This window comes from Streptomyces sp. APSN-46.1 (assembly GCF_022815725.1).
GTDB lineage: Bacteria > Actinomycetota > Actinomycetes > Streptomycetales > Streptomycetaceae > Streptomyces.
Window position 1 is genome coordinate 200,527 of sequence record NZ_JALGRF010000010.1, and the last position, 19,632, is coordinate 220,158.

The following is a 19,632-nucleotide window of genomic DNA, read 5'->3' on the forward strand; positions in this document are numbered from 1 at the left end:
ATGATGGCTGAATGCTCGACGACGAAATCCAGACCCTGAACCGGCCGCGGGCCACGCGCACGGCACCCCCGTCCACCGCCGCCCCGGCCGGCCCGGCCGCCACGGCCGCGCCCGGCATGGCCGCGCCCGGCGCGCCGCGACCCGCATGGCTCGGCCCGGTCCTCATCGTCGGCATCGTCCTCGCCGCCCTCAACCTCCGGCCCGCCATCACCAGCCTCGGCGCCCTCTTCGAGGAGACCCGCACGGGCCTCGGCATGAGCGGTACCGTCGCCGGACTGATCACCTCCGTCCCCGCCCTCTGCTTCGCCGTCTTCGGCGTCACCGCGCCCCGGCTCTCCCGCCGCTTCGGGCCCGCCGCCGTCGTCTGCGCCGGCATGGCCGCCATCGCCGCCGGACTGCTGATCCGGCCCTTCGCGACCAACGCCGCCGGGTTCCTCGCCGCCAGCGCCCTGTCCCTGGCCGGCATAGCCCTGACCAACGTGCTGCTCCCGGTGATCGTCAAGCGCTGGTTCCCGGACCGGGTGGGCACCATGATCGGCCTCTACTCCATGGCCCTGGCCGCCGGTACCTCGCTCGCCGCCGCCGCGACCGTCCCGCTGACCTCCGCCCTCGGCGGCAGCTGGCGTACCGGCCTGCTCGTCTGGGCCGTGCTCGCGGTCGCCGCGGTACTGCCGTGGCTGCCCATCGCCGCCGCGAGCCGCCGGGAGCGCTCCGCCGCCGCGGTCGCCGCCGCGACGGCCGGCTCCGCGACGGCCGCCTCGACCGCGCGCCCGGACTCCGGCCCGCGCGCCGTCCGCAGCCGCACGGCCTGGGCCCTGGCCTGCTACTTCGGCCTCCAGGCCACCGGCGCGTACGTCACCATGGGCTGGCTCCCGCAGATCTTCCGCGACGCCGGGGTCTCCGCCGGGACCGCCGGCGTCCTGCTCGCCGTCACCATGGTCATGGGCGTCCCCCTCGCCTTCGTCATCCCCCGCCTGGCCGGCCGGATGCGCAACCAGGGGCCCATCGCCGTCACCCTCGGCCTCTTCGGCCTCGCCGGCTACCTCGGGCTCTACCTCGCCCCGGCCGCCGGCGCCTGGGCCTGGGCGCTCCTCCTCGGCATCTCCAACTGCGCCTTCCCGCTCGTCATCACGATGATCGGCCTGCGCGCCAAGTCCCCGGCCGGCGTCGTCAAGCTCTCCGCCTTCGCCCAGAGCACCGGCTACCTCATCTCCCTCCCCGGACCGCTCGTCATCGGCACCCTCTACCAGCACAGCGGAGGCTGGGACCTGCCCCTCGCGCTGATGGCGGGACTGCTGATCCCGCAGATCGTGGTGGGCGTCCTGGCCGGACGGGACCGCACGATCGAGGACGAATGCGGCATGCGAGACTGAGCGACATGTCGCCCGTACTCGAACCCAACCCCCAGGACGGCCACAAGAAGCTCGGCATCGTGCTCGGCGCGATGCTGCTCGTGACCGTCGTCATCGCCGTCATCGCGACGCTCGCCTCCCCCTGAGGCGGCGCGGACCCGGGAGGGGTGGGGCTACCCCCACCAACCCCTAGGGGGCCAGGTTCAGGGTGAACTGGGGTGTCCCCCGGATGGGAGCCGCTGCTCCGGATCCATAGATTCGAAGCCAGCGAGCCAGTCCCACCCCGCACACCCACGGAGGCGGCCATGTCGGCCCCCACGCACACCCCCTACCTCTCCACCGCCGTCCCCTCCCGCCGCCCGGCCGCCGCCGGCGCGAACGCCCGCCTGCACTGGTGGGCACTGGCCCTGCCCGCCCTCGCGTTCGGGCTCCTTCTGCTGCTCCTCGCCGGGTCGGCCGAGGCGCACGCGGCCTCCGGCGAAGCCCCCGCGCTGCTCCAGGTCACCGAGCAACTGCTGCGCGTCGTCGGCTGACCCCTTGCAGCGGGGCGCGCACGCTGCGCGGGCGGGCACGCCAACACCCCGGGCCGGGTGGCTCGTTTCATGGGAAGCTGGGGGTCATGAGCGCCGACACACCCCGCAGGATCGTCCTCCTCCGGCACGCCAAGGCCGACTGGCCCGAGGTGTCCGACCACGACCGCCCGCTCGCGGAGCGAGGCCGCCACGAGGCACCGGCCGTCGGTCTGAAGCTGGCCGAGACCGGCATCACCTTCGACCTGGCCCTCTGCTCCACCGCCGTCCGCACCCGCGAAACCTGGAAGCTCGCCGTCCAGGAACTGCCGCACCGGCCCAAGACCTTGTACGAGGAGCGGCTCTACGACGCCTCGCTCGGCGAGCTCATCGCCCTGCTGAACGAGACCTCCGACGACGTCTCCGACCTCCTCGTCGTCGGCCACAACCCCGGTATGCACGCCCTCGCCGACGCCCTCTCGGGGCGCGCGGAGGGAGACACCGCGAAGCGGATGCACCGCACCGGATTCCCGACCGCGGCGCTCGCGGTCGTCTCCTTCACCGGCTCGTGGAAATCGCTGGAGCACGGGGTCGGCACGCTGCTGGACTACTGGACGCCCACGGAGCACTGACCCGCGGGCGGGCTAAGGGCTACGGGCTACGGGCTACGCGCGAAGGAACGGGCCCCGGCCGTGTGCGCCGGCGCCCGTGCTCTTCGTAGGCCGGCTCAGCCGAGGTCGGCGGCCTCGACCTCTTCCCGGGTGATCCCCAGCAGGTAGAGCACCGCGTCCAGGAACGGCACGTTCACCGCGGTGTGCGCGGCCTCGCGGACCACGGGCTTGGCGTTGAAGGCCACGCCCAGCCCGGCCGCGTTCAGCATGTCAAGGTCATTGGCGCCGTCACCGATCGCCACCGTCTGGGCCAGCGGCACCCCGGCCTCCATGGCGAACCGGCGCAGCAGCCGGGCCTTGCCCGCCCGGTCCACGATCTCGCCGATGACCCGGCCGGTCAGTTTCCCGTCGACGATCTCCAGCGTGTTGGCCGAGGCGAAGTCCAGCCCCAGCTTCTCCCGCAGGTCGTCCGTGACCTGCGTGAACCCACCGGAAACCACGCCCACCTGGTAGCCGAGCCGCTTCAGGGTCCGGATCAGGGTCCGGGCCCCCGGGGTCAGCTGCACCTCGGAGCGGACCTTGTCCACGACGGACGCGTCCAGGCCCGCCAGCAGCGCGACGCGGGCGTGCAACGACTGCTCGAAGTCGAGCTCGCCGCGCATGGCCCGCTCGGTGACCTCTGCGACCTCGGCCTCGCAGCCGGCGTGCGCCGCGAACAGCTCGATGACCTCGTCCTGGATCAGGGTCGAGTCCACGTCCATGACGACCAGGCGCTGGGCCCGGCGGTGCAGCCCGGCCGACACCACGGCCACATCCACGCCGATGTGCGCCGCGGCGAGGGCCAGGGCGGTGCGCAGCGGCTCGGTCTCGGTGCCGGACACGGCGAACTCCACCGCCGTCACCGGGTACTTCGCGAGCCGGAAGATACGGTCGATGTTGCCGCCGGTCGCCGTGATCCGGGCGGCGATCTGGGCCGTGGACTCGGCGGTCAGCGGGTGGCCGAGCACGGTGACGTGGGAACGCCCACTGCCGCGCGGCCGGTTGTCGCCGGTACCGGAGAGGATCTCCGCCTGCAGCTTGAGCGACTCGGCCCAGCTGTGGACGGTGGCCCGGAGTTCGCCCTCGGTGCTGCCGGCGGGCTGGGTGACGAGGGCGCACAGCACGATGCGGCCGCGGGTGACGACCTGCTCGATGTCGACGACGTCGACGGAGTAGGCGGCGAGGGTGTCGAACAGCCCGGCGGTGATCCCGGGCCGGTCCTTGCCGAAGATCTTGACGAGGAGGGTGGGGACGTCGGAGGTCTGCGAAGCGCTCATGGTGCCCTCACCGTATCTTCCCCGGCCGCGCCGGTGGACCCCCGTCCCACCCTGCGGTCCCCTTCTTGATTGCGCTCCTCGCACGGCTCGGCCCCGGGGGGCCTCGCCGGCTTCGGATCGCTGCGCTGGGGGCACCTCCCAGCGGTAGCTGGGGGAGACTCCGTCCGGCGGGGGCGGGGCGGGAGGCCGGCCCGGTGGTCAGGGCGGGGGTGTGGGGGGAGGGGTGGCGGCGGCGGGGTCGCCGCAGGGGCGGGGCGGGAGGCCGGTCGGCGATCAGGATGGGGGTGCGGGGGGAGGGGGTGGCGGTGGCGGTGTGAACGGCGGTCGGCGGGCCGGCCGCGGGGTCCTCGGGGGCGCGCCCGTGATCGTCACGTCCCAGGACACGTCCGGATCGAGGTACGGGGAGGCCCCCTGCGGCGGCGCCCCTCGCCCCGACCGGCCCGACTCCTGTCCCGCCCCTGGGCCCGGCCCTCGGTCCGGCCCCGGGTACGAGCCCGGGTACGAGCCCGGGTACGAGCCCGGGTACGGCCCCGGGTGGGGTGGGCGGGCCGGGTCCGCCGGGTGCGCCGCCGGGACCGGCGGGCGCGGTAGGGGTGGGCGGCGGCGACGGGTCAGCAGGGCGCCCGCCGCGCCGGCCGCCGCGCCCCAGCCCGCGCCGATCAGCAGCGCGTCCAGGGGATCCCCGCGCAGCTCCACCCCGGCATCCACCACGTCCACCCCGAGCACCGCGAGCGATGCGTCGGCCGACAACCCCGTCAGCCACACCAGCCCCGCCAGCGTCGCCCCCGCCACCGCCGACAACCGCGCCGCGCACCCCAGGATCCCGCGCCCTGGAGTCCGTACGGCCGCCAGCACGCCCGCGTACAGCATCAGCAGCCCCGCGCCCGCGACCAGCAGCCAGACCCGCCCGTCGTACTCCGCGAGCCGCGCCACCGTCACCGGCTCCCCCGCCGGCATCTCCAGCAGATCGTCCAGCGGATCCGGCAGCAGCCGCCCGACCTCCCCCCAGGCCCGGCCGCGCAGCGGCACGAACACCCCCAGCAGCACCCCCACCCAGCTCCCGTTCGGCGCCCCCAGCAGCGCGGCCCCCAGCACCCGCCCCGGATGCTCGTCACCCCGCGCGGCCCACCCCGCCGCGGCCAGCCCGGCCGCCACCGCCACCAGCAGCACCGCCACCACCGCCGACACCGCCGGCCGCAGCCGCGCGAACGCCGCCGGCCCGCGCCGCGAGGCCAGCAGCGCCACCGCCAGTACGGCCAGCACCCACACCGCCGCGCCCAGCAGCGTCGGCCCGAGGTCCACCGAGAACCCCACCCGGGTCCGGGTCTCGACCAGGTCCCCGATCCGGTCCGGGAGCAGCCCGCCGATGTCCCCGAGACCGGGGATCTCCACCGTCTCCGGCCTCCCCGGGAGCCCGGGCAGCCGCGCCCCGTCGAGGGTGACCACGTCGTGTCCGGCCCACGCCAGCCCGCCCGCCATGGCGACGAGCAGCGCCGCCACCACGCCCGCCCGGGCGACGAGCTCACCGGCCGGGGCACCGGTCCGGAGCGAGCGCAGGAACAGCCGCGCCAGTACGAGCGCCCCGGCCAGCCCGACCCCCAAGGGCGTGACGTCCAGGGAGGTTTCCGCTCCGGCCCCGGTGACCCCGAAGGCCGACACGTCACCGGAGGGCGTGACCGTGCCGCCCACCGCCAGTACCACCGCGGCCGCGGTCATCGCCCCCAGCGATCCGCCCGCCGCGTCGGCGCCCAGCAGATGGAGCCCCAGCGCGGCCACCCCGGCCATCACGATCAGGGACCAGCCCACGGCGCAGACCCCGGACAGGACCACGTCTCCCCATCGAATGCGACGCATGCTTGCCCCCGGTCGGTGCGTGGGACGCCGGGAGAGAAGTCCCGTATCTCACTCTCCGGGTGACTTGCGACCCCGTCAACGGGCAGACGTAGACGCCACGCACAGGCCCGGATTCCACATGTGGCCCCAGGCCTGAAATAGTTCCCCCGGATGTTCGCCATCCCTAGACTCCCTGGCAGCAGGGGGATTCTCGGGGGACTTAAGTGGGGCTGGAGTGCCGGAACTCGTACTGGAATTGAATGGAAGGACCTGGACGCTCGATCCGTCCAGGTCGTACTCCCTGGGGCGCGACCCCCAGGGAGATGTGGTGATCGATGACGCCCGGGTTTCGTGGCGGCACGCCACCATCAGCTGGAACGGCCGTGGTTGGGGCATCGAGGACCACGGCAGCACCAACGGCACGTACGTGCACGGGGCGAGGGTCCAGCAGACCGAGCTCGTGCCCGGCACGCCGGTGCACCTGGGCAACGCCACCGACGGCCCGCGGCTGAACCTGAGCGCCGCCGCCGCGCCGCAGCCCGTGGCCCACCAGGCGCAGGCCCCCGCATACCAGGCCCAGGCCCCGGTGTACGAGGCCCCGGCCCAGCAGCAGGCCCAGCCGCAACAGCAGGCTTGGCCGCAGCAGCACCAACAGCAGCCGCACCAACAGCAGCCGCAGCAGCAGTACCAGAAGCCGGCCGCGGCCCAGCAGCACCCGCACGTCCCGCACCAGCAGGGCGGCGGGCCCGCCGCGTCGAGCCCCGCACAGGGCGCGACCCCCGGCTACAACGACCGCAGCCCGACGACGTTCCATGAGTTCTCGATGGGCCACGTCATGCGGATCGGCCGTGCGCTGGAGAACGAACTGGTGGTCTCCGACCTCCAGGTCTCCCGCCACCACGCCGAGTTCCGCTCGATGCCCGGCGGCCGCTTCGAGATCCACGACCTCGGCAGCCACAACGGCACGTACGTCAACGGCCAGCCGCTGGCGAAGTCCGGCAGCGCGCTGCTCGGCCCGAACGACATCGTCGGCGTCGGCCACTCGACGTTCCGCATCGTCGGCGACCGCCTCGAAGAGTTCGTCGACACCGGTGACGTCTCCTTCTCGGCCCGCCACCTCACGGTCACGGTCGACGGCGGCAAGCAGATCCTGCGCGACGTCACCTTCGGCGTCCCGGAGAAGTCGCTCATCGGTGTCATCGGCCCGTCCGGCTCCGGCAAGTCCACGCTGCTCAAGGCACTGACCGGCTACCGGCCCGCCAACGAGGGCGACGTCCTCTACGACAACCGCAACCTGTACAAGCAGTTCGCGGAGCTCCGCCAGCGCATCGGCCTGGTCCCGCAGGACGACATCCTGCACAAGGAGCTGCGCGTCCGCACGGCCCTCAAGTACGCGGCCAAGCTCCGCTTCCCCGGCGACACCGCCGAGTCCGAGCGAGCCGCCCGCATCGACGAGGTGCTGCGCGAGCTCAAGCTCGACATCCACAAGGACAAGAAGATCACCGCGCTCTCGGGTGGTCAGCGCAAGCGCGTGTCCGTGGCCCTGGAGCTGCTCACCAAGCCGTCCCTGATCTTCCTGGACGAGCCGACCTCCGGCCTCGACCCGGGCATGGACCGCGACGTCATGCAGCTGCTGCGCGGCCTCGCCGACGACGGCCGCACGGTCCTCGTCGTCACCCACTCGGTCGCCGAGCTGGCCATCTGCGACAAGCTGCTGGTCATGGCCCCGGGCGGTTCGGTCGCGTACTTCGGCCCGCCGGACGAGGCGCTGAACTTCTTCGGCTACACCACGTGGGCCGACGTCTTCTCGGCGTTCGAGAACTACCGCGACTACGACTGGGCCGGCCGCTGGAAGGGCTCGCAGCACTACCAGCTGTACGCCGCCGACCTCGACGCCGTCGCCCCGCAGTCCGTCGCCATGCCGCCCGCGCAGCAGATGATGCCCCCCAAGCCGCAGGCCTGGGGCTCGCAGCTGTGGACCCTGATCCGCCGCTACCTCTCGGTGATCGCCTCCGACAAGGGCTTCATCGGCCTGATGCTGGTCCTGCCGGCGGTCCTCGGCATCGTCTCCACGGTCATCCCCGCGAAGTTCGGTCTCGCGCCGCCCGTGGCGCCGTCCCGCTTCAACGGCGACGCCGGCACGATCATGCTGATCCTCGCGGTCGGCATGTGCTTCTCCGGCGCCGCCAACTCGGTCCGTGAGCTGATCAAGGAACGCGTCATCTACGAGCGTGAGCGCGCGACCGGCTTGTCCCGGTCGGCGTACCTCATGTCGAAGGTGATCGTCCTCGGCATCATCACGGCCATCCAGGGCGTGATCATCTGCGGGATCGGCTTCACCCCGCGCGACCTGCCCACCGAGGGCCTGCTGATGCCGCCCGCCGTGGAGATCTGCCTGTCGGTCATCGCGCTCGGCTTCACCTCGATGATGTTCGGCCTGGTGATCTCCTCGCTGGTGAAGACCGCCGAGAAGACGATGCCGCTGCTCGTGATGTTCGCGATCGTCCAGGTCGTGTTCACCGGCATCCTCTTCCAGGTGTACGACTCCCCGGGCCTGGAGCAGTTCGCCTGGCTGATGCCGTCCCGCTGGGCCATCGCCGCCGCCGGCACCACGCTGAACCTCGGCGTGCTCATGCCGCCGTGGGACGCCGAGAACCCGACCAACACCGACCCGCTCTGGGAGGCCACGGTCGGCCAGTGGAGCCTGAACATCACCGTTCTGCTGCTCCTCGGCATCGCCTGCGGCTTCCTGGTCCAGCGCCTGCTGCGCCGCCACGAGCCCGAGGTCATGCGCGCCGGCAGGTAGCCGGACCGGACGCCGCGCCGCCCGTCACGAAAAACGCCTCAGGGCGGCTCCCGGAATTCCGGGAGCCGCCCTGAGGCGCATGGGGGTGCGGTGCGGCGTGGGACGTCGGCGGCCTAGTAGGCGCTGTTGACGTTGTCCATCGAGCCGTAGCGGTCGGCCGCGTAGTTGCAGGCGGCGACGATGTTGGCGACCGGGTCGTACTGGTCGAACTTGGTGCCCGCGACGTGGTACGCCTTGAAGGTCGGGAGGATGACCTGGAGCAGACCCTTGCTGGGGATGCCGTTCTGGGCGTTGATGTCCCAGTTGTTGATCGCCATCGGGTTGCCGCTGGACTCACGCATGATGTTGCGGTGGATGCCCTCGTACGTGCCGGGGATGCCCTCCCGCTTCATGATGGAGAGGGCTTCCTTGATCCAGCCGTCCAGGTTGTTCGCGAAGACGGGCGTGCGGGCGGCGGACCGGCTGGCCGCCTCCTTCTCCGCGCGCAGCTTCTTGGCGGCGGCCTCGGCGTCGGCCTTGGCCTTGGCGGCCTTCGCCGCCTTCGCCTCGGCGGCGGCGTCCTTCGCCAGCTTGTCCGCGACGGCCTGCTGAACGCCGAGGTGCGCCTGGACGGTCTTCGTCTGGGCGCCGTCCACCACCTTGGTCCAGGCCACGGGGGCGGCGTTGATGGCCGTCCCGGTCTGCTCGCCGGCGGAGCCCGGAACGAGGGAGAAGGCCAGCGCGGCGGCGCCGAACGTGGCGACGGCGGCGAACGACAGCTTCTGCGTCTTGTTCAGACGACGACTGTTGCTGGGGGTGCTGGTCTCGGACATGCGTGAGCAACCTCTTCGAATAGCGGGTGCCGCAGGAAAGCGCCGCGAGGATCCGGGATCCGCAGCGCTGTGCGACGACGGCCATTCTTAGCGGTGGCAAAAACGCCTGGCAAAGGTGTGACGTACGATCCTGCTTAGTGGATCAGGGGCGCCCGTCGAAGCCCGATTTCGGGGCTCGGCTCTAGGTACAGCAGTCCTGACAGCGCCCTTATATGCCCACTAGGGAACTTAGTAAGTGATGTGGGTCCTATGCGCGGGCTCACATCGACCGCGTAACAGTCTCACCAAGCGTTGCTTCAGCAATGCAATCGGTCACGGTCCTCATCCTTGAGTAGCAGATACAGATCCCCGAACTCATGCCAGAGGCAGAGCCGGCCCCTCGCCTCCCCGTACCCACGGCGTACGCCGCGCGCCGCCACCAGCTCCGCCTGGCGCACTCCCACAGGGCCCTTCGCCCTACGTCCGCAGCCCGATCCCCCAGGTCAACGCCGCCGGTACGGTGATCCCATGACCGCCAGCCCCCTGTACGGCGGACCCCGCAGCGGCCTGGCCGCGGTGAGCACCGCCCTGCTCGCCATGAGCCGCCGCCTGGAGGTCCGCGACGTCCTGCGCACGATCGTCGCCTCGGCCCGCGAGCTGCTGGACGCCGAGTACGCGGCCCTCGGCGTCCCGGACGACCACGGCGGCTTCGCGCAATTCGTCGTCGACGGCATCACCGAGGAGCAGTGGCGCCGGATCGGCCCCCTGCCCCGCCAGCACGGCATCCTCGCCGCGATGCTCCACCAGGACGGCCCCGAGCGGCTGGCCGACGTACGCGAGGACCCGCGCTTCGAGGGGTGGCCCCCCGGCCACCCCGACATGTCCGACTTCCTCGGCGTGCCCGTACGGGACGGCGAGGAGACCCTCGGCGCCCTCTTCCTCGCCAACAAACAAGGTGCCCGCGGATTCACCGACGAGGACGAGGACCTCCTCGGCCTCCTCGCCCAGCACGCGGCGATCGCCCTCACCAACGCCCGGCTCTACGAGCGCAGCCGCGAGCTCACCATCGCCGAGGAGCGGTCCCGGCTCGCCCACGAGCTGCACGACGCCGTCAGCCAGAAGCTGTTCTCCCTCCGCCTCACCGCCCAGGCCGCCTCCGCGCTCGTGGACCGCGACCCGGCCCGCGCCAAGGGCGAACTCCAGGAGGTCGCCGCCCTCGCCGCGGAGGCCGCCGACGAACTGCGCGCCGCCGTGACCGAACTCCGCCCCGCCGCCCTGGACGAGGACGGGCTCGTGGCGACCCTGCGCAACCACGTCCGCGTACTCGACCGCGCGCACACCGCGCGCGTCACCTTCACCTGTGACGGAGTACGGGCCCTCCCCGCGACCCAGGAAGAGGCGCTGCTTCGCGTCGCCCAGGAGGCCCTCCACAACGCCCTGCGCCACTCGGGCGCCGACCTCGTCGAGGTCACCCTGGCCCGCCGGGGCACCGGAGCGGCCCTCCGCGTCGCGGACGACGGGAAGGGCTTCGTCCCCTCCGCGGTCCGCCGGGCGGGGCGCCACCTCGGCCTCGTGTCCATGCGGGACCGGGCGAGCGGCGTCGGCGGCCGGCTCACCGTGCACTCGGAGCCCGGAACGGGCACCACGATCGAGATGGAGGTCCCCGGTGGCTGACGCACCCGGCCGAATCGGCAGCCCGATCCGCGTACTGCTGGTCGACGACCACCAGGTGGTCCGGCGCGGCCTGCGCACCTTCCTGGAGGTCCAGGACGACATCGAGGTGGTCGGCGAGGCCTCGGACGGCGCGGAGGGTGTCGCCGGCGCCGAGGAGCTGCGCCCCGACGTGATCCTGATGGACATCAAGATGCCGGGCACCGACGGCATCGAGGCACTGCGGCGGCTGCGCGAGCTGGAGAACCCGGCGCGGGTGCTGATCGTCACCAGCTTCACGGAGCAGCGGACGGTGGTCCCGGCTCTGCGGGCCGGCGCGGCGGGCTACGTCTACAAGGACATCGACCCCGACGCCCTGGCCGGAGCCATCCGCTCCGTGCACGCGGGCCATGTCCTGCTCCAGCCGGAGGTGGCGGTGGCCCTGCTCACGCAGGACGACCAGGCCCCGTCGTCGAGCCGCGGCGGCGCACTGACGGACCGGGAACGCGAGGTGCTGTCGCACATAGCGGACGGCCGCTCCAACCGGGAGATCGCCCGGGCGCTCGTCCTGTCGGAGAAGACGGTCAAGACGCACGTCTCGAACATCCTGATGAAGCTGGATGTGGCGGACCGCACCCAGGCGGCGCTGTGGGCCGTCAGACACGGGATCACGGACTAGTTCCGATTCTGATCCGAGATTCATACGGTCGGGTGTATGTCGCCCACATGGCGTATCCCGATCGCGGAGTGACCGTTCTCCCTACGTGCCGCGGCGGCTGGCCGCGGCAGACGTACTGGAGGACGAAGAACGTGAAGAACATCAAGAAGGCCACTGCCGTCACCATGATCGCGGGCGGTCTCCTTGCCGCGGGCGCCGGTGTCTCCGCGGCGCACGGCGGTGCGTCGGCGGACGGCCAGGCCCTGAACTCGCCCGGCGTGGCCTCCGGAAACCTGGTCCAGGCCCCCGTGCACGTGCCCGTGAACGTGGTCGGCAACACCGTCAACGTCATCGGCCTGCTGAACGGCGTCTGGGGCAACACCGGCGTCAACGCTTAAGGCGGCCCTCGCACTGCTTCGCAGGCTTCGGCCCGCTGCGCCGGACTCCGTCCGTCGGGTGGCGGGTGCTGCCCGCTTAACAGGGCACTCGTTCACAGCCCCGCTTCCCCCCTCTCCCCGGGAAGCGGGGCTGGGGCGTTTCCGGCGGCGCCGGGAAAATCCAGCCTCGCCGGCGTTTGAGGCGCGGGGTCTGGGGCGGAGCCCCAGGAGCCGGGGCCCCGCCCCGCCCAGCCCCGCGCAGCGGACCGGCGGCTAGCGCCCCCGCTCACGCTCCTCAACGGCCGAGTTGTACGCCGCGACCAGCGCCCGCCGCGCAACCCGCTCCACCGGCCGCAGCGCCTCGGCCCGCGCCGCCATCTCCGAGGCGGCCACCGCACCCCCGTGCCCGTTCTCATACGCCAGCGACACCATCAGGTCCACCCGCTGCGCCAGCGCCAGCACCCGCACCGCCCGCGCCGGATATCCCGGAGCCAGCGCGTCACGGCCCGCGTCCGCCCGCGCCCGGTACGCCGACAGCGCCGCCTCCGCCACCGGCCCCGACCCCGCCACGTCCAGCCGGGTCAGCACCACCGTCGCCTCGCGCAGCGCCTCCGCCAGCTCCCGCTCCGCCTCGCCCAGCGACGGCACGTCCGCCGGCGGAGCCTCCCGTACCGGCAGGCAGTGCCAGGTCACCGAGACGTGCACGTCCCCCGCCGGCCCGGCCTCGGCCACCTCCGGCACCAGACCCAGCGCCGCGCCCACCGCGACCACCGCCTCCTCCGCCTCCAGCGCCCGCGCGTTGAACTCCGGCGGCCCGCTCAGCCCCAGCGGATGCCCCGGCGCCGGCAACGCGACCCGAAGCCCCGTCACCCCCAGCGCCCGCATCCGACCGAGCGCGAGCGTGAGCCCCACCGGCCCCGATTCCCCCGGCAGCCCCGCCACCCGGTGCACGGCGTCCTCGCCCACGATCGACAACACGGCCTCGTCGGGCGAGACCAGACCAGCCAGCAGCGCGTTCCCCCAGGCGGCCAGCCGCCCTGAACGTGGTTCGAAAAGCATCCCTCCACTTTACGGACCGGCCCGCGAGGTCCCCCGCACCCGGCCTGGCGCCCGGACCGCTCCGCGAGTGGCGTAGGTTTTCCCCTGGGGCTGCGCCTACAGGTGCACACAGCGAACCGAGACTGCAAGGGGAGACAACACGCTCATGAGCGATGTTCTGGAGCTGGTGGACGTATCCGTGGTCCGCGAGGGCCGGGCTCTGGTGGACCAGGTCTCCTGGTCGGTCAAGGAGGGGGAGCGCTGGGTGATCCTCGGCCCCAACGGCGCCGGGAAGACCACCCTGCTCAACGTCGCCTCCAGCTACCTCTTCCCCACCAAGGGCGCCGCCACCATTCTCGGCAGCACCCTCGGCAAGGTGGACGTGTTCGAGCTGCGCCCCCGCATCGGGATCGCCGGCATCGCGATGGCCGACAAGCTCCCGAAGCGGCAGACCGTCCTCCAGACCGTCCTCACCGCCGCCTACGGCATGACGGCGACCTGGCAGGAGGAGTACGAGGAGATCGACGAGCAGCGCGCCCGCGCCTTCCTCGACCGCCTCGGCATGACCGAGTACCTCGACCGGAAGTTCGGCACCCTCTCCGAGGGCGAGCGCAAGCGCACCCTGATCGCCCGCGCCCTGATGACCGACCCCGAGCTGCTGCTCCTCGACGAGCCCGCCGCCGGTCTCGACCTCGGCGGCCGCGAGGACCTCGTACGCCGCCTCGGCCGCCTCGCCCGCGACCCGCTCGCGCCGTCCATGGCCATGGTCACGCACCACGTCGAGGAGATCGCCCCCGGCTTCACCCACGTCCTGATGATCCGCCAGGGCAAGGTCGTCGCCGCCGGCCCCATCGACCTCGAACTCACCTCGCGGAACCTCTCCCACTGCTTCGGTCTCCCGCTGGTCGTCGAGCGCAACGAGAACGACCGCTGGACCGCCCAGGGCCTCCCCCTGCGTTAGGTCGGCTCGTACGAGCGGTACGCGCCCCCCGCACCCTGTCCGGACCGCGCCCGCCCGACCTACCATGACCACGTGAACATCGACGCATGGGTGTGGTGGCTCATCGGCGCGGTCGGACTGGGCATCCCCCTCGTCCTGACGGCACTGCCGGAGTTCGGCATGTTCGCCGTCGGCGCCGTCGCCGCCGCGGTCACGGCCGCCCTCGGCGGGGGAGTGGTGGCACAGGTCCTCGTCTTCGTGATCGTGTCGGTCGCGCTCATCGCCGTCGTACGGCCGATCGCGAACCGGCACCGCGACCAGCGGCCCCAACACCGCAGCGGAATCGAAGCGTTGAAGGGCAGAAGCGCCGTCGTACTCGAACGCGTCGACGGCAGCGGCGGCCGCATCAAGCTGGCCGGCGAGGTCTGGTCCGCCCGCGCCCTCGACGCCGACAGCAGTTTCGAACCCGGCCAGTCCGTAGACGTCGTGGAGATCGACGGGGCGACCGCCGTCGTCATGTGACAAGCAGCCTGCTCGCGGCCCCCGGGTCTGCGAGACTCCGTTCAACGGGGCAGCACAGACAGCCGGAAGGGCACGGGGAACCGCATGCAACCGATCATCATCGTCCTGATCATTCTGGTGGTTCTGGTCTTCATCGCACTGGTCAAGACGATCCAGGTGATCCCGCAGGCCAGCGCCGCCATCGTCGAGCGGTTCGGCCGCTACACCCGCACCCTCAACGCGGGCCTCAACATCGTCGTCCCGTTCATCGACTCGATCCGCAACCGGATCGACCTCCGCGAACAAGTCGTCCCGTTCCCGCCGCAGCCGGTCATCACCCAGGACAACCTGGTCGTCAACATCGACACGGTCATCTACTACCAGGTGACCGACGCCCGCGCCGCGACGTACGAAGTGGCCAGCTACATCCAGGCCATTGAGCAGCTGACCGTCACCACGCTGCGCAACATCATCGGCGGCATGGACCTGGAGCGGACCCTCACCTCCCGCGAGGAGATCAACGCCGCCCTGCGCGGGGTCCTCGACGAGGCGACCGGCAAGTGGGGCATCCGCGTCAACCGCGTCGAGCTCAAGGCCATCGAGCCGCCGACCTCCATCCAGGACTCGATGGAGAAGCAGATGCGCGCCGACCGCGACAAGCGCGCCGCGATCCTCCAGGCCGAAGGTGTCCGCCAGTCCGAGATCCTGCGCGCCGAAGGCGAGAAGCAGTCCTCCATCCTCCGCGCCGAGGGTGACGCCAAGGCCGCGGCCCTGCGCGCGGAGGGCGAGGCCCAGGCCATCCGTACGGTCTTCGAGTCCATCCACGCGGGCGACGCCGACCAGAAGCTCCTCGCCTACCAGTACCTCCAGATGCTCCCGAAGATCGCCGAGGGCGACGCCAACAAGCTCTGGATCGTGCCCAGCGAGATCGGCGACGCCCTCAAGGGCCTCTCCGGAGCCATGGGCAACTTCGGCCCCATGGGCGGCGGTTCGGGCTTCAACCCGCAGAACCCCGGCAAGTCGGGCGGCGACAACGGCGCGGCGGCGGACCGCCGCGAACAGCCCCCCATCGACTAGGGCGCCTAGGGCGCGCTCCTTCCCCTCATGCATGATCGGTGAGGCCCCTCGACCTTCATGGCGGGGAGGCGACTCACTCATGCAAAGGGGATGGCCCAGTCCATGTCCATCTGGGAATCACTCGCGGTCTTCGCCGCCGGTATCGGCGCCGGCACCATCAACACCATCGTCGGCTCCGGCACCCTGATCACCTTTCCGGTGCTGCTCGCCACCGGCCTCTCACCGATCACCGCCAACGTGTCCAACACCCTTGGCCTGGTGCCCGGTTCCCTCAGCGGGGCCATCGGCTACCGCAAGGAACTCCAGGGCCAGCGCGGCCGCCTCATGCGGCTCGGCGCCGTCTGCCTCGTCGGCGGACTCGCGGGCGCCGTACTGCTCCTCACCCTGCCGTCCGACTCCTTCGACACGATCGTGCCCGTCCTCATCGGACTGGCGCTCGTGCTCGTCGTCCTCCAGCCCAGGCTGGCCGCCGCCCTGCGCAAGCGCCAGGAAGCCGCCGGAGGCGACCCCGGGCACCCCGACGGCGGCCCGGCCCTGCTGGGCGGCATGCTGCTCTCCAGCGCGTACGGAGGCTACTTCGGGGCAGCGCAGGGCGTCCTCTACGTCGGCCTGATGGGCCTGCTGCTCCACGAGGACCTGCAACGGATCAACGCCGTCAAGAACGTCCTCGCCGCCCTCGTGAACGGCATCGCCGCCGTGTTCTTCCTCTTCGTCGCCGACTTCGACTGGACGGCCGTCCTCCTGATCGCCGTCGGCTCCACCATCGGCGGCCAGATCGGCGCCAAGGTCGGCCGCCGCCTCTCACCGACCGTGCTCCGGGGCGTCATCGTGACCGTCGGCATCCTCGCCATCGTCCAGCTGCTGCTCCGCTGAGCGACGTAGCGAAGTTACGTCGCCCAGCGGAGCCGAGCACCCTCAAACGCGCAGGACCACCGGCAGGACTAGGCAGGACTAGGCGGAACGCTCCAGCCACTCGGGGAGCGCCTCTCGGGCGCCCACCCCCAGAGCAAGCAGCATGGCGTCCGCCGGCGACGGCACGAACGGCCTCCGGAGGAGCGGCATCCCCGCCTCCTCCGGAGTCCGCGCCGCCTTGCGGTGGTTGTCCTCGGCACAGGAGGCCACCGTGTTCAGCCACGTGTCCCCACCCCCCTGGGCCCGCGGCAGTACGTGGTCCACGGTCGTCGCGCGTTTCCCGCAGTACGCGCACCGGTGCTGGTCCCGGGCCAGCACCCCCCTCCGCGACCAGGGCGCATGTCTTCGGAACGGCACCCTGACGTACCTGCACAACCTGATCACCCGGGGCATCGGAAGCTCCATGGTGGCGGCGCGGACACGCAGTTCGGGGTGCGACTGCTCGACGACCGCCTTGTCCTGAAGCACCAGGACCACAGCCCGGTTCAGCGTCACCGTCGACAGCGGCTCGAAGCTCGCATTCAGCACCAGCGTGTCCCGCATCTCGCCCACCTCCCGTGTGCAGGCCCGCGACCACCCTGGCGGCAAGGCCCGCGACCACTCTGGCCGCGCGCGCCACGCGGGACAACGCAATAAAAATGCCCGGTCCTGATCGCCTTTAGACCAGGACCGGGCAAACGCTTGGAGAACGATCAGCCCGCCGGAGCCCCGTACTCGGTGATCAGCTGAGCACGCCCCAGCGTGTGGAACCGCAGATTGAACCCGACGACGGCAGGCGAGACGTCGTCCCCGAGACCGAGCTCCTCCTTGTCCACCGCGTACACGGTGAACACGTACCGGTGCCGTTCCCCGGCCGGCGGAGCCGCCCCGCCGAAGTCCTTCGTGCCGTAGTCGTTCCGCACGTGCACGGCCCCCGGCGGCAGCCCCTCGAACTTCCCGCTGCCCGCACCGGCCGGCAGCTCGGTGACCGAGGCCGGCAGATCGAAGAGCACCCAGTGCCAGAACCCGCTGCCCGTCGGGGCGTCCGGGTCGAAGCACGTCACGGCGAAACTCTTCGTACCCTCCGGGAAGCCCTCCCACCGCAGATGCGGCGAGACGTTCCCACCCGACTTGGCCCGGGCCTCGCCCAGCTCCCCGCCGGGCTCCAGATCGTCACTCACCACGGAGAAGGCGTGCACCTCCGGGTGGAAGTCGTGCGGAAGAGGAGCCCTGCTCTGCTCGGCCACTGCTGAACCTCCTGATCGCGAACCAGTACCGCCCCGAGCCTAAAACCGCTCAGAACCAGTTGCGCTGAGAACCGACCGAGGCGATCCACTGATTCAGGTAGGCGGCCCAGTCCGTGCCCTGGTACGACTGGAGGCCCACCTGGAAGCAGCGGTACGTGTCGCTGCCCTCGCTGAACAGACCGGGCTTCTTGTCCATCTCCAGGACGACGTCCATCTCATTGCCGTCCGAGACGAAGGTCAGCTCCACCTGGTTCAGCCCGCGGTACTGCGACGGCGGCAGGAACTCGATCTCCTGGTAGAACGGCAGCGTCTGCCGCGTCCCGCGGACGTGCCCCCGCTCCATGTCCGCGCTGCGGAACGTGAAGCCGAGCTGGCGGAAGGCGTCCAGGATCGCCTGCTGCGCCGGCACCGGGTGCACGTTGATCGCGTCGAGGTCGCCGGCGTCCACCGCACGCGCGATCTCCAGCTCGGTGCTGACCCCGATGTTCATGCCGTGCAGGTGCTGACCCCCGAAGTGGGTGATCGGCGTCTCCCACGGGATCTCCAGCCCGAACGGGACGACGTGCAGCGCGCCCGCCTGCACCTGGAACGCACCGCCGAGGCGCTGCTTGGTGAAGACGATGTCCTGCTTGTACTCCTCGTCGCCGCTCTCCACCTCGACCCGCGCCTGCAGGCCGACGGACAGCCCCTCGATCTGCTGCTCCACCGATCCGCCCTGGATCCGGACCTCGCCCTGGACGATCCCGCCCGGAACGACGTTCGGCTCGGTGATGATTGTGTCCACCGAAGCACCACCGGCACCCAGGCTCGCGAACAGCTTCCTGAACCCCATGCTCTGACTCCCCTAAACGGACTGCTGAAGGACTGTTGTGCGACTACCTCTTACAAACGCGGAACCTTAGGCCCCGGTTGCACCACCTGGGGAGTCGCCCCGGTTCCACTACGCTCGACCGGATGAGCGCGCGCCCCGACCGTACGCCCCTGCCCCGGTCCTTCTTCGACCGGCCGGTCCTCACCGTTGCCCCGGATCTCCTCGGCCGCATCCTGGTCCGCCGTACCCCCGAAGGCCCCATCGAGCTCCGCATCACGGAGGTGGAGGCGTACGAGGGGGAGGCCGACCCGGGCTCACACGCCTACCGGGGCCGTACCGCGCGCAACGCGTCGATGTTCGGCCCGCCCGGACACGCGTACGTCTACTTCATCTACGGCATGTGGTTCAGCCTCAACCTGGTGTGCGGGCCGCCGGGGCACGCGAGCGGCGTCCTGCTGCGCGCGGGGGAGATCACTGTCGGCGCCGACCTGGCTCGTAAACGTCGGCTTTCCGCCAGAGGAGACCGAGAACTGGCCAAAGGCCCGGCCCGCCTGGCCGCGGCCCTGGAGGTGGACCGCTCACTCGACGGCACCGACCTCTGCGGTGGCCCGGATTCCCCCCTGTCCCTCCTGGCGGGCACCCCCACCCCACCCGACCTGGTGAGCTCGGGCCCCCGCACCGGAGTAGCCGGCGCCGGCGCCGCGCACCCGTACCGCTACTGGATCACCAACGACCCGACGGTGAGCCCGTACCGCGCCCACGCGCCACGCCGTCGGTCAACTTGACTCGGCCCTGACGGACGCCTAACGTAGCCCGAGCCGCTTGAACGGGGCACTGCTGTCGGCAGACCCCCAGAGCGGCCAAACCACTACCTACGACTTACCCCTGGCGGGGTCTTATTCGGCATGTCCGGATTCGATTCCGACTGGCCGATTATGAGCCGCAAGGGATAAGCGCTAATGTGGTGGAGCGCCGAAAGGCAAAAGGCCCCCAACGGCCACCGAATTCAAATCCAAGTCCGGTTAAACGGCGCGGAAATGATCTGGTAGAGTTGGAAACGAAGGAAGCGCCCGGAGGGCCCGGAAACGGGAACAAAGGAAGCGTCCGTTCCTTGAGAACTCAACAGCGTGCCAAAAATCAACGCCAAAAGTTGATACCCCGTCCACTTCGGTGGATGAGGTTCCTTTGAAAAAGACCTGTGAGGTCGCCTTCGGGTGATGCTCG

Annotated in this window: 21 protein-coding genes; 13 read left to right on the plus strand and 8 right to left on the minus strand. The window is 71.4% G+C overall.

Annotated features, from left to right (window positions below; all coding sequences use genetic code 11):
- Nucleotides 1-11 precede the first annotated feature (11 nt).
- The 4 genes from MTF65_RS24015 (at nt 12) to MTF65_RS24025 (ending at nt 2,493) form a co-directional block, all read left to right on the plus strand.
- On the plus strand, nt 12-1,373 hold the full coding sequence (locus MTF65_RS24015) for an MFS transporter (protein WP_243630989.1): 1,362 nt from the start codon (nt 12-14) through the stop codon (nt 1,371-1,373).
- Nucleotides 1,374-1,378: 5 nt separating this feature from the next.
- A complete protein-coding gene (locus tag MTF65_RS30340) occupies nt 1,379-1,498 on the plus strand; it encodes an SGM_5486 family transporter-associated protein (RefSeq protein WP_279399446.1) in 120 nt (39 codons plus the stop codon).
- 159 nt (nt 1,499-1,657) lie between these two features.
- A complete protein-coding gene (locus tag MTF65_RS24020) occupies nt 1,658-1,885 on the plus strand; it encodes a hypothetical protein (protein ID WP_243630990.1) in 228 nt (75 codons plus the stop codon).
- 86 nt (nt 1,886-1,971) lie between these two features.
- On the plus strand, nt 1,972-2,493 hold the full coding sequence (locus tag MTF65_RS24025) for a histidine phosphatase family protein (protein ID WP_243630991.1): 522 nt from the start codon (nt 1,972-1,974) through the stop codon (nt 2,491-2,493).
- Nucleotides 2,494-2,588: 95 nt separating this feature from the next.
- Here the strand turns inward: MTF65_RS24025 and serB are convergent, their stop codons facing one another.
- On the minus strand, nt 2,589-3,788 hold the full coding sequence (serB, locus tag MTF65_RS24030; protein WP_243630992.1) for a phosphoserine phosphatase SerB: 1,200 nt from the start codon (nt 3,786-3,788) through the stop codon (nt 2,589-2,591).
- Nucleotides 3,789-4,061: 273 nt separating this feature from the next.
- Nucleotides 4,062-5,642, minus strand: coding sequence for a streptophobe family protein (locus MTF65_RS24035; RefSeq protein WP_308407213.1), 1,581 nt, complete (start codon nt 5,640-5,642; stop codon nt 4,062-4,064).
- 214 nt (nt 5,643-5,856) lie between these two features.
- On the opposite strand from MTF65_RS24035, the gene MTF65_RS24040 reads away from it, so the two are divergent.
- Nucleotides 5,857-8,427, plus strand: a complete 2,571-nt coding sequence (locus MTF65_RS24040) for an FHA domain-containing protein (protein WP_243630993.1) — start codon at nt 5,857-5,859, stop codon at nt 8,425-8,427.
- A gap of 113 nt (nt 8,428-8,540) precedes the next feature.
- Here the strand turns inward: MTF65_RS24040 and MTF65_RS24045 are convergent, their stop codons facing one another.
- The gene (locus MTF65_RS24045; RefSeq protein ID WP_243630994.1) at nt 8,541-9,239 is read right to left on the minus strand and encodes a transglycosylase SLT domain-containing protein; all 699 of its coding nucleotides are present in this window, start codon (nt 9,237-9,239) and stop codon (nt 8,541-8,543) included.
- A 522-nt stretch (nt 9,240-9,761) separates the two neighbouring features.
- Between MTF65_RS24045 and MTF65_RS24050 the strand changes: the two genes are divergently transcribed.
- From MTF65_RS24050 to MTF65_RS24060, 3 genes are all read left to right on the plus strand, one after another.
- Entirely contained in the window at nt 9,762-10,892 is a 1,131-nt protein-coding gene (locus MTF65_RS24050; protein WP_243631018.1) for a GAF domain-containing sensor histidine kinase, read from the plus strand.
- Nucleotides 10,893-10,905: 13 nt separating this feature from the next.
- A complete protein-coding gene (locus MTF65_RS24055; protein WP_243631019.1) occupies nt 10,906-11,547 on the plus strand; it encodes a response regulator transcription factor in 642 nt (213 codons plus the stop codon).
- Nucleotides 11,548-11,678: 131 nt separating this feature from the next.
- Nucleotides 11,679-11,924: a chaplin gene (locus MTF65_RS24060; protein WP_243630995.1), complete on the plus strand. Its 246-nt coding sequence runs from the start codon at nt 11,679-11,681 to the stop codon at nt 11,922-11,924.
- Nucleotides 11,925-12,176: 252 nt separating this feature from the next.
- On the opposite strand, the gene MTF65_RS24065 is transcribed toward MTF65_RS24060, so the two are convergent.
- Entirely contained in the window at nt 12,177-12,962 is a 786-nt protein-coding gene (locus MTF65_RS24065; RefSeq protein WP_243630996.1) for a hypothetical protein, read from the minus strand.
- A gap of 145 nt (nt 12,963-13,107) precedes the next feature.
- Between MTF65_RS24065 and MTF65_RS24070 the strand changes: the two genes are divergently transcribed.
- From MTF65_RS24070 to MTF65_RS24085, 4 genes are all read left to right on the plus strand, one after another.
- The gene (locus MTF65_RS24070; RefSeq protein WP_243630997.1) at nt 13,108-13,902 is read left to right on the plus strand and encodes an ABC transporter ATP-binding protein; all 795 of its coding nucleotides are present in this window, start codon (nt 13,108-13,110) and stop codon (nt 13,900-13,902) included.
- 72 nt (nt 13,903-13,974) lie between these two features.
- Nucleotides 13,975-14,403, plus strand: coding sequence for an NfeD family protein (locus MTF65_RS24075; RefSeq protein ID WP_243630998.1), 429 nt, complete (start codon nt 13,975-13,977; stop codon nt 14,401-14,403).
- A gap of 84 nt (nt 14,404-14,487) precedes the next feature.
- Complete coding sequence (locus MTF65_RS24080) at nt 14,488-15,459, plus strand: SPFH domain-containing protein (RefSeq protein WP_243630999.1); 972 nt, start codon at nt 14,488-14,490, stop codon at nt 15,457-15,459.
- A gap of 102 nt (nt 15,460-15,561) precedes the next feature.
- The gene (locus tag MTF65_RS24085; protein WP_243631000.1) at nt 15,562-16,332 is read left to right on the plus strand and encodes a sulfite exporter TauE/SafE family protein; all 771 of its coding nucleotides are present in this window, start codon (nt 15,562-15,564) and stop codon (nt 16,330-16,332) included.
- A gap of 78 nt (nt 16,333-16,410) precedes the next feature.
- Here MTF65_RS24085 and MTF65_RS24090 read toward each other — a convergent pair whose 3' ends face one another.
- The 3 genes from MTF65_RS24090 to MTF65_RS24100 all read right to left on the minus strand — a co-directional run bounded on the left by MTF65_RS24090 (nt 16,411) and on the right by MTF65_RS24100 (nt 18,429).
- The gene (locus MTF65_RS24090; RefSeq protein WP_243631001.1) at nt 16,411-16,914 is read right to left on the minus strand and encodes an HNH endonuclease; all 504 of its coding nucleotides are present in this window, start codon (nt 16,912-16,914) and stop codon (nt 16,411-16,413) included.
- 149 nt (nt 16,915-17,063) lie between these two features.
- Nucleotides 17,064-17,597 carry a YbhB/YbcL family Raf kinase inhibitor-like protein gene (locus MTF65_RS24095; protein WP_243631002.1) on the minus strand — a complete coding sequence of 178 codons (534 nt, stop codon included), beginning with the start codon at nt 17,595-17,597 and terminating at the stop codon, nt 17,064-17,066.
- 49 nt (nt 17,598-17,646) lie between these two features.
- A complete protein-coding gene (locus tag MTF65_RS24100; RefSeq protein ID WP_243631003.1) occupies nt 17,647-18,429 on the minus strand; it encodes a sporulation protein in 783 nt (260 codons plus the stop codon).
- A gap of 122 nt (nt 18,430-18,551) precedes the next feature.
- Between MTF65_RS24100 and MTF65_RS24105 the strand changes: the two genes are divergently transcribed.
- Nucleotides 18,552-19,193, plus strand: a complete 642-nt coding sequence (locus tag MTF65_RS24105; RefSeq protein WP_243631004.1) for a DNA-3-methyladenine glycosylase — start codon at nt 18,552-18,554, stop codon at nt 19,191-19,193.
- 221 nt (nt 19,194-19,414) lie between these two features.
- On the opposite strand, the gene MTF65_RS24110 is transcribed toward MTF65_RS24105, so the two are convergent.
- A partial coding sequence (locus MTF65_RS24110; RefSeq protein WP_243631005.1) for a hypothetical protein occupies nt 19,415-19,632 on the minus strand: 218 nt, incomplete at its 5' end.